Raw genomic sequence first — 15,225 nt, 5'->3', positions numbered from 1 at the left:
CCAGCTGAGCTACGCGTCCGTTATTTCTCGGTATTTTAGCACTTGAGCTGTGCACTCTGTATTTTTCCACTTGAATAAAGTGGCGGACGCGGGAGGATTCGAACCTCCGACCGCCTGGTTCGTAGCCAGGTACTCTATCCAGCTGAGCTACGCGTCCATACAAAGAAAATCCATTGAATAATGGCGGAGAAGGAGGGATTCGAACCCTCGATAGGGCTACAAACCCTATACTCCCTTAGCAGGGGAGCGCCTTCAGCCACTCGGCCACCTCTCCGTCTTTGTGGGGCGTATAATATAGAACAGAAAAAATAAGTCAAACACTTTTCTTGTAAAAAATGACTATATGGTGACAGATTGAGCACCCTGCCTTTTTTTCTATCATTTTGCTTTAAAGCTAATCATTTCTGGGGGTTGGCTGATCAGAAAACTGGCTTAATAAGCGCTGTTTACGATCGAAGACCTCTTCTAAGTAAGAGTCCAAATATCCGAGCTTTTGAAAGTCATCAATGCATTGGCGGCAATATTCCCTTCTTGCAGCCTCATGTTTTATTTGTTTTTCATCTAATTCCGGCATAATTATATGTTTTCTGATGTTTTATTGTAATGATTCATCCTAAATTCCCCGTCAGTATAGAAACGAGAGATGATATTGCAAACCATGCCATTGAAAGATTTTAGTATTTATTACGGAAACATAAACGATAACGCGCTGTTTTAGAATAAAAACGCAAAATTTATTGAGAAAATTAAAATTATTTTTGAGAGATCTCTCACACGGATAAAAGAAAAGCGCCTTTTGGCGCTTTTCTCACAAAACATTACTTAATCCGCTTGCGGACGCATGTGCGGGAATAAAATAACATCTTTAATTGTTGGTGAGTCTGTAAATAACATTACAAGACGGTCGATACCAATACCTTCACCAGCCGTTGGTGGTAAGCCATATTCAAGTGCTTGAATATAATCTGCATCAAAGTGCATTGCTTCATCATCACCGGCATCCTTCTCTTCAACCTGACGTGCAAAACGCTCAGCTTGATCTTGTGCATCATTCAGCTCAGAGAAACCATTCGCTAGCTCGCGGCCACCTACGAAGAATTCAAAACGGTCAGTAATGAATGGGTTTTCATCATTACGGCGTGCAAGTGGAGACACTTCCCACGGATATTCAGTGATGAAAGTCGGCTGTATTAGCTTATGTTCTGCAGTTTCTTCGAAGATCTCACACAAGAACTTACCTGCACCCCATACACATTTTTCAGGGATCTTAACGTGTACTTTCTTCGCATAAGCCACTAGCTCGTCGAAGTGGTTTTCAGGATCTTTGAAGATATGCGCAATTTCTTCAGCTTCTGGACCGTACTTGATGATAGCATCAGCCATAGATAGACGTTCGAACTGCTTTCCAAAATCATATTCAATAGTTTCTAGTACTTCGCCTTCTGCATTCTTAACTGTGTTGATAACCGTTGTTGTACCTAATACATCTTGTGCAACAGTGCGCAGCATGTCTTCAGTTAAGTTCATAAGATCGTTGTAATCCGCGTACGCTTGATAGAATTCGATCATGGTGAATTCTGGATTGTGACGCGTTGACAGACCTTCGTTACGGAAGTTACGGTTAATTTCAAATACGCGGTCAAAACCACCGACCACTAGACGCTTGAGGTAAAGCTCTGGAGCAATACGTAGGTACATGTCGATATCTAGTGCATTGTGGTGAGTCACGAATGGACGCGCCGTTGCGCCACCAGGAATAACCTGAAGCATTGGAGTTTCAACTTCCATGAAGTCACGTTCAGCTAGGAAGCGGCGAATGCCTTCAATTACTCTAGAGCGGATACGGAAAGTTTCACGCGTATCCATGTTAGTAATTAGATCTACGTAACGCTGGCGATATTTCGCTTCTTGGTCTGTTAAACCATGAAACTTCTCAGGCAAAGGACGCAGTGATTTAGTCAGTAATTCATACTGAACCATATCTACGTATAAATCACCCTTACCTGATTTATGAACAGGGCCAGAAACACCGATGATGTCACCGATATCTAGTTGTCCATATTTCTCTTTAAGCGCTTTTTGAACGTCTTTAGATGCATACGCTTGGATACGGCCTTTCATATCTTGTAGTACTAAGAAAGGACCACGTTTTGCAAGAATACGACCAGCTACCGATACCTGATGGTCTAACTCAACAAGCTCTTCTTTTGATTTATCACCAAACTTAGCCTGTAGATCAGCCGTATAGTCTTCACGGCGGAAGGTGTTCGGGTGGCCATTGGCATCACAATTCTCACGAATTGCATCCAATTTAGCACGACGCTCAGCAATGAGTTTATTTTCGTCTTGGATTTGATCTGTCATTTTTTAGCTCTTAGTTTAGCTTGTTGATTAAAGGCCTGATTTCAGGCTAGCTTCGATAAATTTATCTAAATCACCGTCGAGTACCGCCTGCGTATTGCGATTCTCAACGCCAGTTCTTAAATCTTTGATTCGCGAGTCATCTAGTACATACGAACGGATTTGACTCCCCCACCCGATGTCTGATTTCGCGTCTTCTTGAGACTGTTTTTCAGCGTTTTGTTTTTTCATTTCAAGTTCAAACAATTTTGCTTTTAACTGCTTCATTGCTTGCGCTTTGTTTTTATGCTGTGAACGGTCATTCTGACACTGTACAACAGTATTCGTTGGTAAGTGGGTAATACGCACCGCAGACTCTGTACGGTTAACGTGCTGACCACCCGCACCCGACGCACGGTATACATCGATACGTAAATCTGCAGGATTAATATCGATTTCAATATTGTCGTCAATTTCAGGGTAAATAAATGCAGATGCAAATGAAGTATGACGGCGGCCTGTCGAATCAAATGGACTCTTACGTACTAAACGGTGTACGCCTGTTTCTGTACGTAGCCAACCATAAGCATATTCGCCAGAAACTCTTACTGTGGCACCTTTAATACCTGCCACATCACCATCTGTCGCCTCGACAATTTCAACTTTAAAGCCCTTTGCTTCGGCCCAACGTAAATACATACGTAGTAGCATGTTACACCAGTCTTGTGCTTCAGTACCGCCTGAACCAGACTGTAAGTCGATGTAGGCATCGTTGGCATCCTGTTCACCCGAGAACATGCGGCGGAACTCTAACTTTTCTAGCTGCGCGACTAAGCCTTCAACTTCTTGCTGTGCTTCGACAAATGTGTCTTCATCCTCTGCTTCAACGGCTAATTCAATTAGCCCTTCTGCATCATCTGCACCGCCAACTAAGTTGTCGATTGTTTCAACTATCACTTCAAGTGACGACTTTTCACGCCCTAAAGCTTGGGCCTTTTCAGGCTCGTTCCATACTGCTGGATCTTCGAGTTCGGCATTGACTTCCTCTAAACGCTCTTGTTTTAGAGCATAGTCAAAGATACCCCCTAAGAAGTTCAGTACGTTCGCGAATTTCCTTGATTTGATTAATCACAGGATTCACTTCAAACATCTGCATTACTCCAATTTACATCTTTGGCTGTTAGCCTGCATGTTCACTTGTGGTCTGAGAACTAGGCAGGCGGTCTAAACGGCTAATACTAACAAAAATTGCCACCATATATTAGCCCCAAAAGTGATAAATTTAGGGGTTTATTTACCAATATCGAGACTAACCTCTCAAAAACCAGCTTTGTTTGCTCTTTTACTAGCTTTAAAGCTCTTTTACAGCCTGTATTTCACGAACAATGAGTTGAAGTGAAAACTTGCCGCGAAACTCGTTGATATCTAATTGGTACGCAATATCGGCATATTGGGCATTGGTATTTGGCCATGCTCGCAAATCTACATTGAATGCAATTGCATCCACCAGCTTACCCGTCGTATGTTTTAGCACTAGTTTTAGGTGCTTTTCACCCACCAAGCGTTGCTGCACTAGTTCAAATCGTTCACTAAACACTGGCTCTGGAAACTGCTGCCCCCAAGGCCCAGCACTTTGCAGTAAATTGGCAAACTCCATATTAAAACATTCTGGCGGTAGTGCACCATCAGTGAGTAAGACACATTGCTTTAGCTCTTCGCTCAGTAAACCAACCACTTTTGCCTCAAAAGCCCGCTTAAATTGCGTAAAGTCAGATTCTTGAATACTCAGGCCTGCCGCCATTGCATGGCCACCAAATTTAAGGATTAACCCAGGGTTTTCAGTATTTATATGCTCAAGCAAGTCTCGCATATGTATACCTTCAATTGAACGACATGACCCCTTTAATTGACCGTCATCCCCCTGAGCAAAAATTATGGCTGGTCGATGATATTTTTCTTTTAAGCGACCAGCAAGAATACCGATCACACCTTGATGCCAATCATCTTGATACAAACACACAGCATCTGGCACTTCCTGAGTTTTGTTATTCAAACGCTCAAGTACAGCTTGTGCCTCTTGTTGCATACCTTGCTCTATTTCTCGACGTTCATGATTTAGACTATCGAGTTCATTGGCAATTCTTTTAGCTTGATATTCATCTTTGGCCAGCAAACAAGCGATACCCAAACTCATATCGTCAAGTCTCCCCGCCGCGTTCAACCGAGGAGCTAAAGAAAACCCGAAATCGCTCGCCGTTAAGCGATTCATATTACGATTTGATACTTCAACGAGGGCTCTTATACCTGGTCGAGTGCGTCCATTTTTGATTCGCGCCAGTCCCTGAAATACCAAAGTACGGTTGTTTGCATCCAGCGCCACCACGTCCGCAACGGTGCCTAGTGCGACGATATCCAATAAAGACGCCAAGTTAGGTTCTGAATGTCCTACTTTTTCAAAATAGCTCGATTCGCGCAAATGGTTACGCAGTGCAACTAGCAAATAAAAAGCCACACCAACACCTGCGATAGACTTAGATGGGAACTGGCAGTCATGTTGGTTTGGGTTAATAATCGCATCAGCATTCGGTAATTGTTCGCCCTGCAAGTGGTGGTCGGTCACGATTACTTTTATACCAGCTTGTTTTACAATATCGATACCTGCGATACAAGAGATGCCATTGTCTACCGTAATAACTAAGTCTGGGTTGAGTTGGACTATTTGCTGCGCTAATGCAGGGCTCAAACCATAACCAAGGCTAAACCTGTCTGGCACCAAGTAATCTACTGAAGAAAAGCCAAATTGAGGTAGTCCCTCCATTAGCACTGCCGTGCTAGTGGCACCATCCGCATCAAAATCTCCAACAATAAGAATACGTTGCTGTAAGCTCAGTGCATTGTTCAAAATGTCACAGGCCTTTGAAATATCCTTAAACAACCTAAAATCCAATAAAGTGGCTGCGCTGTTGTTTAATTCATTAGCACTGACTACACCTCGAGTCGCGTACAATTGCTTAATGACAGGGTGAAGATTTTCAGGAAGGTGACTGTCGTCGATACGTGCTCTTGGCTGGATTTTTGTTTGCATACGTCTATCTAAATGGTTAAAAGTAATTGTTCTAGTTACATTATTCGGCAAGTGTATTTAAACTTCAGCCTACCTAACAGGCACAAAAAAAGGCCTTACGGCCTTTTTCGCTAAGGGCTATTATACCCGATGCTTAAGACTTTGCATTTCTTTCTAATACACCAGCAAGCTCTGCTGCAGGTTGATAGCCTGGGATAATGCTACCGTCATCTAGGATGATTGCAGGAGTACCTGAGATACCAAATTTTTGACCTAACTGATAATGTTCAGCAACTGGTGCGCTACACCCTTTTACGTCTGCGACAGGGTTACCTGCTTTGGCTTCTGTTAACGCAGTCGCCGAGTCTTTCGCACACCAAACATTCATGAGATCTTCATAACCTTGGCTTTGTAGACCACCACGTGGAAATGCCAAATATTTAACCGTAATACCCGCTTGTAAATATTCATCTAGTTCGCGGTGTAATTTACGGCAATAGCCACATGTGATATCGGTGAAAATAGTAACCTGATGCTTTTCATTTTCAGCTTTGTAGACGATCATAGAATCTTGATAATCTTTAAGGCCTTCTTTACGTACACCGCTTAATGCATCTTCAGTTAAATTTTTTCTATTTGGTACATCAATAAGTGCACCTTGCATCAAGTAGCGACCATCAGGACTTGAGTAAAAAACACCACGATCAGTGATTACGGTTTTCAAACCCGGAATTGGGCTATCCGTAATATCATTCACAGACAGGCCTAAATTTGCCAACGACTGTTGAATTGGGTTGATAGCAAATGTGCTTTCAGTTGTTGTCGCTTCCGTTGCATAAGCTGAAGCGCCTACCGCCAATGCGGCTGCTAATAATAACTTTTTCATCATTGTTCTCGTAAATTCGTTCTTAACTAACCAATAAGACCGGAAAACTTCAAATAAATTCCGTTAAGCCCTTGGGTGATGTTGCTGATGCAACGATTTTAATCGTTCACTCGCAACATGTGTATAAATTTGTGTCGTTGACAAGTCACTATGACCCAACATCATCTGTACAACTCTTAGGTCCGCTCCATGATTCAGCAAGTGTGTTGCAAATGCATGACGAAGTGTATGTGGCGATAACGGTGACTTAACGTCAGCCAACATAGCATAGAGTTTGATTCTATGCCAAAAAGTTTGCCGAGTCATACCAATACCTCGCTTTGAAACGAATACAAAATCATTGGCATGTTTAACCATTTGTGGCCTACCGATTTTGAGAAACTGTTCGACCCAACGCAATGACTCTTCCCCCATTGGGACTAACCTTTCCTTACCACCTTTACCCCTTACCAGTACAACAGCTTGACGCAAATTAATTTGCTCCATCCGTAAACCAACTAGTTCAGTTACACGTAACCCAGTTGCATACAGCAATTCGAGCATAGCCTTGTCTCGCAAGCCCATGGCATCTTCAACATCTGGTGCTGCCAATAAAGCTTCCACTTCTTGCTCTGTTAATGTCTTAGGTAAAGACTGGATTGTTTTTGGTTGCGCAATATTTATCATCGGACTTTCAGCTATTTGCTTTTCATTTACCCAATATAAATAAAATCTCTTAAGTGCGCTGACGGAGCGGGCTGTGCTACGAGATTTCAGCCCTTGATCAACTCGATAGGCAAGGTAAGCCTCAATATCCGCAACGGTTACCTCAAATAAATGTTTCACTTCTAGCTGATCACCAACAAATTTTGAAAACTTTTCCAAATCATTCCTGTATGCAGCAATGGTATTGTCACTAAGGCCTTGTTCAAGGAAAAGCATATCTAGAAATGCTTCTATTGGGTCATCTGCTGTATTTGATAATGTTTCTTGTTCGTTCACGGGCTGCCTGTATCAATTAATTAAACCTTAAGGTAGACTGCCCCCATATAATAACAGCCATTTAAGTGAAGAATACAATGCAAATCGGGTTATTTTATGGTTCTACAACCTGCTATACAGAAATGGCCGCTGAAAAGATTCAGGAAATTATTGGCAAAGACACACTGTCACTGCATAACATCAAAGATGAACCGCTAAAAGGCGCAGAGCAGTTCGACTTCGTGATTTTCGGTATTTCTACTTGGGACTTTGGTGAACTTCAAGAAGACTGGGAGTCTCATTGGGACGACATTGACGGAGTTAATCTACAAGGAAAAACCATCGCATTATTTGGTATGGGAGATCAACAAGGCTATGGCCAATGGTTCCAAGACGCTCTTGGCATGCTCCACGACAAAATCTCCCCTCAAGGTGTTAACTTTATCGGCTTTTGGCCAAACTCGGACGACTACGAATTCGAGGCTTCTAAAGCGCTAACCGAAGACGGTACGCAATTTGTAGGCCTGGCACTTGATGAGGACAGTCAATACGATAAAAGCGACGATCGCATCGCAACCTGGATTGAGCAAGTCATGACTGAATACGCCAATACTCTTTAATGTCATTCTCTGGCGGGCTTGTTCAGCCTGCCCCTCTCACTGCAACAAATTCAAAGCCCTCTTTCTAAGCCCAAGATAACGTTCTGATCCAAGCCGACATATGCGGAAAACCGCGTTTTGGACATGTCATTTGATATGCGCCAAGCAACGGGTGCCCAATACCTCCACCATTTTCAAAAGCTGTTATTAGGCTTTCACTCGCTCCCCTAAAACCAGCTTCATGAAACACAACTTGCAAAGAAAACCCAAGGTGAATTGCTGCCGCAACGGACCAAGCTGTTGCTGCCATCTCCTCCCCCATCATTTGCTGTTTAGCCCGCTGATGTTGTAAACCGGTTTTGTATATATTGCCATCCAAAAACTGCCGCTCAGTTGGTTCACACACTGCGTAATGGCCAGCTTCATGTAAAATATCGCCTGAATACTGTACTTTTTCTATGCTAATTTCCAACACACCTTTATTGTGCCTGACACCGGGCAAAAATGTATCCTCTTCAAATTGAGTCACTTGATAAGGTAGATTGATCTCCGACAAGAACTCTAAAATTTGCTTAATTTGATCTAAATTTGCCATACAGCATTCCTTTTAAAAGCACAGAATATTATTAACTTAGTACATTTGGACACTACATTTTCAGGTAAAATGCTTTACAAAGCGTTATATATTCCTGTGAGTATTCACCACGTTCGTTATAGATACACAAAGTTTCTTGATAGGTATCACTCAAATTGGTCGATAATTCAAACATCAAGCGAGTCACAGCTTTATTCGGTGTGGTCCTTACTTCACACACTCTCGCTAAATGTAAGCTTTGTTGCTCTGCAAGAGAGATAAATGCCCTTCCCTCTTCTAATGGTAAAATTACCGCCAAACGAGCACAGGGTTTTGCAACGCGTAAAAATGTTGCTATCAGTTCTTCAAAGCTCAAGCTATCAGTATGTCTTGCTACATTGCGACGAGCGTTCTCACCCTTAAGGCTTGATTGGAAATATGGCGGGTTACTGATGACTAAATCAAACTGCTGAGTAGCTTTAAACTGCTGTACAGCCAGTTGTACCAAGTCGATGTCAGACCAAGGTGAAGCGTCAAAGTTGTCTTTTGCATCCAGCGCTGCTTGGTCATCAATTTCGATGGCAATCACACTTAATTCAGGCGCACGCTGTTTGGCCATCAAACTGAGTAAGCCAGTCCCAGTTCCCACATCTAACAAACTTTGTGCTTTCGTCAAAGATACCCAAGCGCCAAACATAATTCCATCGGTTGAAACCTTCATCGCAGCGCGTTTTTGATCGATTTTAAACTGTTTAAATGCAAAGCTTGCCATATTGAACCTTTTAGAAAGCGCAAAGCACACGTATAATTCCGCTATTGTCCTTTATTTGTGATGCATTATGCAATTTTCTGAATTCGATCTTGATGGCAAGTTACTTTCTGCCATAAAAAAAATTGGTTATACAACCGCTACCAGCATTCAACAACTTTCAATCCCTGAAGCGCTTTTAGGCAGAGATATTCTTGCCTCGGCACCTACTGGCACGGGTAAAACAGCCGCTTTTTTGATCCCAGCAATTCAGTACTTGCTCGACTTTCCGAGAAAAGATCCGGGCTTTGCACGTGTATTGATAATGACACCAACCCGCGAACTTGCTTATCAGGTGCATGATCAATGCCAATCACTGGCTGAAAATACACATTTGCGTATCGGTGTTGTAACCGGCGGTATCAACTACGGTAGCCATAAAGAAATCTTTGAAAAAAATAACGACATTCTTATCGCGACTCCAGGCCGTTTGATGGAGTATCTAGAAACAGAAAACTTCCATGCTGACAATGTAGAGTTACTTGTATTAGATGAAGCCGACCGTATGCTAGATATGGGTTTCAAAAAAGAAATGCTACGTATTTGTGATGAGGCTAAAAATAGGCGTCAAGGTTTCTTATTTTCTGCGACCCTAGAGGGTGACAGTGTAGAATTATTTGCAGAGCGAATGCTTAATGACCCTGCATTGCTTGAAGCTGAGCCATCACGCAAAGAAAAAGGTAAAATCCATCAATGGGTTCACCTTGCTGATGATTACAAGCACAAACTAGCCTTACTAACACAGCTATTAAAAAGTGAAGAAGTAGAAAAAGCCATCGTGTTTGTAAAAACTCGTGAGCGCCTAGAGCAATTAATTGGTGAACTTTACACCAATGAGATAAAAACTACATGGCTTCGTGGTGAAATGCCGCAAGATAAACGAATGGCGGCTATGGCGAGTTTTCACAGTGGTCGCACAAATATTTTAGTCGCAACCGATGTCGCTGCACGCGGTATTGATGTAGCAGATATTACTCATGTTATTAATTTCGATATGCCACGCACTGCTGATATCTATGTTCACCGTATTGGCCGTACTGGTCGAGCTGGTAAAAAAGGCACAGCGATTTCACTGGTGGAAGCACATGACGCAGAAATCTTAGGTAAAGTTGAGCGCTACACAGACCAAAAGCTGAAGCGCAGAACCATTGAAGGGCTAGAACCAAAACACAAAGAAGCAAAGCTGCCTAAGAAGAAAAAAGACCCAGCCAAGATAAAAGCCAAAAAGAAAGCTGCAAAAGCAAAAAAGAAGAAATAATTAAATAGCCCCGCCTTAGCGGGGCTATTTAATTCCGCTATCTGCATGCTTTTGAAATGTACTTCACATAGCAAGCTAAAATCACTATCCTATTGAATACACAGCAAAGGCTTTGGAATCAAATGTGAACGATAAACAGCGGCAACAATTGGAAATATATCTAGCTGAATTACGTTTACAAATAGACGCAAAATTGGCCCAAGAGTACCCTTTTTTTTCTGACAAGCCATACCCTCTTGGCCGCTGTAAAGAAATCAGAAATGCAATTTTTCAAATACTACAAAAAAAACTGTCTGCACCCAAATTAGACGCGCCACTAATTGCACTCCAGTCCAACAGCGCAGCAAACTGCGAACTCAAACCAGTCTGGGGCTCACTAAGGGATGAATACTTTCAAAACGCTTTGCTGTGGGGAGACTGGTACATCGATGCTGCAAACGACACAGTCAACCCTAATAAGCCTCGAGTAGAAATCACACAGTTAGTAAATAGTGGCTTTGGCCCTATTACGAGTTTTGAGCAGTTTTGCCTTATTGCAAGAAAGTATTGGCAGGTCACCATCTACAAAAATGATGTTTACCCAGCACTGGCGCCCTTTTTACCGCTGCTGTGCGTCAATGAAAAAGGCGCCTGCTGGCTAGCCGCGGCCAATGACGATATGATTTCATTGGCAAGACAATCTCAGTTCACTCTTAGTGAACGGATAATCAAGGAGCTTGCCAACCCCCCTGAGAGAGTCAGACTGTGCTGGTATCAAACTTATAGTGAAGTTAGTAACCCATTGCTCAAACGCACAGACCTAAATCCAATAGAATTTTGCCAGCGCTATCGGTGCGAAAAGAAGTACCAAAATCTGCACTTTAGAGATGAGATAGTTAAGGCTTACTTACACTTAGCTCAGGGTGTGAGTGTTGTTTAAACCAAAAGGCCGCGCCCAATGCGACACAAACAATTGGCACTGACCATATATTGAGTGGTTGCCACCCTATCTCACTCTCAAGCCACCCCGCAAATAACGACGACATCACGACCATACTAAACACACAAAACTCATTGGCAGCTTGTGTTTTGGCTCGCTCGTGGGGTTCATAAGTTTGACTAACCAAGGCTGTAGCACTAATAAACATGAAGTTCCATCCAACACCCAAGAAGAAAAGTGCAATCATAAAGTGCCAGTGACTCACCCCAAGCAAATTTATCGCAGCACAAGCCAACATAAAAATACAACCAACTACGGTCATATTAACGGCACTGAAGCGCTCAACTAATTTACCTGTAAAAAATGAAGGTAAGAACATACCAAGTACATGCCACTCAATCACAAGTGCTGACTCAGCTAAATCAAAACCATGCCGATGCATCGCCAAAGGAGTTGCCGTCATGAGCAAGTTCATTACCGAGTAGCTGATCATGCCAATAAGCGCTGCTACAATAAATTGTGGCTGAGAAATGATTTCTTTTACTTTACGTGGAACTAAGTTGCTTTGCAGAGACCTCATTAAACTTCACCATTTGCAGTAGACTTAAAGCAATTAAATAAACACAGGTCAGTGCTAAAAAAGAGTTTGCATAATTCACTGTGGGAAAATGATGATTGACCCAAACCGCTAGATTAGGACCCAATACCGCAGCAATTACACCACTTGCCATTATCATTGAGATAGCACGCGCTGGCTTGTCACTCGCTTCAATAGCTGCAAAGCGATATAAAGTAGCAAAACCAATTCCCACTCCAATCATAAAGGTGGCCACACAAAACAAATAAAACTGGCTCTGAGAAAGGGCAATAAAGCCAATTAAAGCTCCCAATGTGCCAATAATATTCCCAAGGCTAAAGCCAAGTTTGCGACCAGTTTTTGCCATAACTAATGACGCAGGTACTGTTGTCAGCAAAAGGCCAAGCATTTGTGTTGCAATAGGCAAAGTGGTCATGGAAGCTGTTGGACTTAACATCTTTCCCACCAGCGCACTGATAGTCACCAAAAGAATATTGCCAGTGGTCATTAAACCCTGACAGCAAGACAATAAAAAAACGTTTTTATTCAATTTTATCTGCCCTTGGACTTAACAAAGAGGATCGGAGGTCACTTAGTCTATAGTGTGTTTGGGTTTGACAGTACACAGAGTTAATTCATCTTGGCATCGCATTAAACACTGCCTAATCAGAGGATCTCCCTGTGGGTGATCCTCTCGACACATAGCTGTACAATTTTGCTGTGTTTGTTGGCAAGAAACTTCACCATTTAACGTACTAAAGGTAAAGTGGTTACATCCTTGAAGCAAAAGTAGAACTGCTAGCATCCAAATTTTCACGATTGTTCTTCTCGTAAAAAAACCGGTTCATTGGCTTTTTGAGTTGCTTCTTCACTAAAGTAATAGCCAGCAATATCAAAAGCTTTCAACGCCGCTAGATCCTGTATTTTGTTTTCCATAATGTAACGAGCCATCATACCTCTTGCCTTCTTAGCATAAAAGCTGATCACTTTATACTGGCCGTTTTTGCAATCCTTAAACACAGGTGTAATGATCTCAGCGTTTAATGCTTTTTTATCAACTGCCTTAAAGTACTCATTGGAAGCTAAGTTAATCAACGCATTGGCTCCGGTCTCTGCCAATGTTTCATTTAACTTCTGTGCTATCACACTCCCCCAAAACTCATACAAATTTTTGCCGCGCGAATTAGCCAATTTAGTGCCCATTTCAAGTCGATACGCTTGCATCAAATCTAGCGGCTTAAGTACGCCATATAAGCCTGATAAAATGCGCAGGTGTTGCTGAGTATAATCAATGGTTTCTTCAGATAAAGTGGCGGCTTCTAAACCCGTATAAACATCTCCATTAAATGCAAAAATAGCTTGTTTGGCATTATCTGAGGTAAAAGGCTGAGACCACTGGGCAAATCTCGCCGCATTCAATCCTGCTAGTTTATCGCTGATTTTCATCAAACTACCGATTTCTTGAGGACTTAAGTCTCTACAGACTGAAATTAATGCCTCGGAATGCGTCAATAATTCAGGAAGGGTATGACGCTCTATTGGCGCACTTGAGTCGTAATCGAGATTTTTTGCTGGTGAAATAACCGTGATCATTGATAGCCTATTGACTTAAATATTTATTAATGTCAATTTCAACACTATCCACAGTGAATCGCAAGCGTAAAATCTTCTACCGTTAGTGTTCAGATAAGCCGCAAGGTGACAGACTACATCATATCTGTGGAAAACATAACTCGCCTTACTATAACAATGACCAAATTTGGCTAGGACTTATCTGCTTGTCTCGTTGCAAGCGGACATTTGACCTATAAAAGCTGATCACGGTATTGCAACATAAGGCGTGTAATTTATTTATAGCTGCAAAATTAGGAATGAGGACAGCATGACTTCAGCATTAGATAGGCTAAAACAGCATTCATCGATTGTTGCCGATACTGGCGACATCGAAGCGATCCGTAAACATCAACCGGAAGACGCAACGACTAACCCGTCACTTTTATTAAAAGCAGCTCAAACGCCTGCCTATCAGCCGTTTCTTAAACAGGCTTTAGATTACGCAAAATCACAGGAGCAAGATGAGCAGAAGCAAGTTGAGCTGGCATGTGATTATTTCGCGGTATTGATCGGAAAAGAAATTGCCAATATCGTACCTGGCTACATTTCAACAGAAGTTGACGCGCGCTTATCTTTTGATACGCAGGCAACGATTGCAAAAGCGCAGCAATTGCTTGCACTCTATGCTGAGCAAGGTGTTAGCAAAGACAAAATTTTAATCAAGATTGCGTCTACTTGGGAAGGTATCAAAGCAGCAGAAGAGCTTGAAAAGCAAGGTGTTAAATGTAACTTAACACTACTATTCAGCCAAGCACAGGCTCGTGCATGTGCAGATGCTAATGTATTTTTGATTTCCCCGTTTGTTGGCCGTATTCTTGATTGGCACGTTGCTAATGGGGTTGATAAGCCAACAGATCCACTTGATGATCCAGGTGTACAATCAGTACGTACTATCTATGACTTCTATAAGCAGCACGGCTATAAGACCGTTGTAATGGGTGCAAGCTTCCGTAATACCGGCGAAATTGTTGCTCTAACAGGGTGTGATAAGCTGACCATTAGCCCTGCACTACTTGAAGAGCTTGGTGAATTACCAGCAAGTGAAGAGTACTTACTAGAATACAACGATTCAGTTGCTGAAAAGCCTGCTCCGCTCACTGAAAGTGAATTCCGCTGGTTGCACAATCAAGATGCAATGGCAACTGAAAAGCTAGCTGAAGGTATCCGTGCGTTTGCACATGCTCAAGAAATACTTGAGTCAGAAGTGAAGTCACTATAATCGACTTTGGCCCACACAGAGCCAGTGTAATTGTGCTCCGGCTCTGTGTTATTTTATCGTAAAAATGAAAATTTACTGCGGATTTTCATAATCGTTTACAAACTATACTTTTTCGTTTTTCTTCTTGAACATTGCCATTCAAAGCCCAGCACATAGAGGCCTTATCTGTACGTGCTTTCCTTTATCAGAAACACTTTAAAATCAATACAATATATCTGATTTTTGACTTTTTCAAGCGATATCCATGCGCTAATTTTAATCAGATAAGTAACTTCATTCATCCTCCCAAGTAGATTTACAATGTCATCAAAGTGTCACTTTGTTTTCACTTTAAATACATATTAGTGTTTTATTTTTCTACTGTCTGTGATATACCAGCATTACTCGAAGTGTGTTTTTCATGCAAG

At 42.1% G+C, this 15,225-nt stretch carries 15 protein-coding genes and 2 tRNA genes; 4 read left to right on the top strand and 13 right to left on the bottom strand.

All coding sequences use genetic code 11. The features are described from left to right. Positions 1 to 80 precede the first annotated feature (80 nt). From N475_RS01985 to xerD, 8 genes are all read right to left on the bottom strand, one after another. Positions 81 to 157 (bottom strand) — tRNA-Arg (locus N475_RS01985). 24 nt (positions 158 to 181) lie between these two features. Continuing rightward, positions 182 to 274 (bottom strand) — tRNA-Ser (locus N475_RS01980). A gap of 120 nt (positions 275 to 394) precedes the next feature. Beyond that, positions 395 to 574, bottom strand: a complete 180-nt coding sequence (locus N475_RS01975) for a hypothetical protein (protein ID WP_063359327.1) — start codon at positions 572 to 574, stop codon at positions 395 to 397. 248 nt (positions 575 to 822) lie between these two features. Then, positions 823 to 2,364: a lysine--tRNA ligase gene (gene lysS, locus N475_RS01970; RefSeq protein WP_063359328.1), complete on the bottom strand. Its 1,542-nt coding sequence runs from the start codon at positions 2,362 to 2,364 to the stop codon at positions 823 to 825. Between the two features lie 27 nt (positions 2,365 to 2,391). After that, positions 2,392 to 3,490 (bottom strand): peptide chain release factor 2 gene (gene prfB, locus N475_RS01965; RefSeq protein ID WP_142047024.1). Its coding sequence is split into 2 segments (ribosomal slippage): positions 2,392 to 3,414 and positions 3,416 to 3,490, totalling 1,098 coding nucleotides; the frame shifts between segments, so codons are not numbered across the junction. A 201-nt stretch (positions 3,491 to 3,691) separates the two neighbouring features. Next, entirely contained in the window at positions 3,692 to 5,425 is a 1,734-nt protein-coding gene (gene recJ / locus N475_RS01960; RefSeq protein ID WP_063359330.1) for a single-stranded-DNA-specific exonuclease RecJ, read from the bottom strand. 133 nt (positions 5,426 to 5,558) lie between these two features. Continuing rightward, positions 5,559 to 6,290 (bottom strand): bifunctional protein-disulfide isomerase/oxidoreductase DsbC, encoded by a 732-nt coding sequence (gene dsbC / locus N475_RS01955; protein WP_063359331.1) that lies wholly within the window; start codon positions 6,288 to 6,290, stop codon positions 5,559 to 5,561. A gap of 63 nt (positions 6,291 to 6,353) precedes the next feature. After that, complete coding sequence (gene xerD, locus N475_RS01950; protein WP_063359332.1) at positions 6,354 to 7,271, bottom strand: site-specific tyrosine recombinase XerD; 918 nt, start codon at positions 7,269 to 7,271, stop codon at positions 6,354 to 6,356. Between the two features lie 77 nt (positions 7,272 to 7,348). On the opposite strand from xerD, the gene fldB reads away from it, so the two are divergent. After that, positions 7,349 to 7,870, top strand: a complete 522-nt coding sequence (gene fldB, locus N475_RS01945; RefSeq protein ID WP_063359333.1) for a flavodoxin FldB — start codon at positions 7,349 to 7,351, stop codon at positions 7,868 to 7,870. 64 nt (positions 7,871 to 7,934) lie between these two features. Here the strand turns inward: fldB and N475_RS01940 are convergent, their stop codons facing one another. Then, a complete protein-coding gene (locus N475_RS01940) occupies positions 7,935 to 8,444 on the bottom strand; it encodes a hypothetical protein (RefSeq protein ID WP_063359334.1) in 510 nt (169 codons plus the stop codon). A gap of 52 nt (positions 8,445 to 8,496) precedes the next feature. Next, complete coding sequence (locus N475_RS01935) at positions 8,497 to 9,195, bottom strand: tRNA1(Val) (adenine(37)-N6)-methyltransferase (RefSeq protein ID WP_063364584.1); 699 nt, start codon at positions 9,193 to 9,195, stop codon at positions 8,497 to 8,499. A 67-nt stretch (positions 9,196 to 9,262) separates the two neighbouring features. Here N475_RS01935 and srmB point away from each other — a divergent pair, with 67 nt between their 5' ends. After that, positions 9,263 to 10,489 carry an ATP-dependent RNA helicase SrmB gene (gene srmB, locus N475_RS01930; RefSeq protein ID WP_063364583.1) on the top strand — a complete coding sequence of 409 codons (1,227 nt, stop codon included), beginning with the start codon at positions 9,263 to 9,265 and terminating at the stop codon, positions 10,487 to 10,489. A 124-nt stretch (positions 10,490 to 10,613) separates the two neighbouring features. Further along, positions 10,614 to 11,408 carry a hypothetical protein gene (locus N475_RS01925; RefSeq protein WP_063364582.1) on the top strand — a complete coding sequence of 265 codons (795 nt, stop codon included), beginning with the start codon at positions 10,614 to 10,616 and terminating at the stop codon, positions 11,406 to 11,408. On the opposite strand, the gene N475_RS26005 is transcribed toward N475_RS01925, so the two are convergent. The 3 genes from N475_RS26005 to yaaA all read right to left on the bottom strand — a co-directional run bounded on the left by N475_RS26005 (position 11,365) and on the right by yaaA (position 13,578). After that, a complete protein-coding gene (locus N475_RS26005; protein ID WP_227008383.1) occupies positions 11,365 to 11,988 on the bottom strand; it encodes an MFS transporter in 624 nt (207 codons plus the stop codon). The genes N475_RS01925 and N475_RS26005 overlap by 44 nt on opposite strands. Beyond that, positions 11,954 to 12,535, bottom strand: coding sequence for an MFS transporter (locus N475_RS26000; protein WP_227008382.1), 582 nt, complete (start codon positions 12,533 to 12,535; stop codon positions 11,954 to 11,956). The genes N475_RS26005 and N475_RS26000 overlap by 35 nt, the downstream gene beginning before the upstream one ends. 263 nt (positions 12,536 to 12,798) lie before the next feature. Then, positions 12,799 to 13,578, bottom strand: a complete 780-nt coding sequence (gene yaaA / locus N475_RS01915; protein WP_063359339.1) for a peroxide stress protein YaaA — start codon at positions 13,576 to 13,578, stop codon at positions 12,799 to 12,801. A 289-nt stretch (positions 13,579 to 13,867) separates the two neighbouring features. Between yaaA and tal the strand changes: the two genes are divergently transcribed. Next, positions 13,868 to 14,818: a transaldolase gene (tal, locus tag N475_RS01910; RefSeq protein WP_063359340.1), complete on the top strand. Its 951-nt coding sequence runs from the start codon at positions 13,868 to 13,870 to the stop codon at positions 14,816 to 14,818. Positions 14,819 to 15,225: the final 407 nt, after the last annotated feature.

Origin of the sequence: Pseudoalteromonas luteoviolacea DSM 6061 (assembly GCF_001625655.1) — a bacterium.
In the GTDB taxonomy this organism is placed as follows: Bacteria; Pseudomonadota; Gammaproteobacteria; order Enterobacterales; family Alteromonadaceae; genus Pseudoalteromonas; species Pseudoalteromonas luteoviolacea.
The sequence above is the reverse complement of the archived record's forward strand: the minus strand, read 5'-3'. Positions and strand labels throughout refer to the sequence as shown.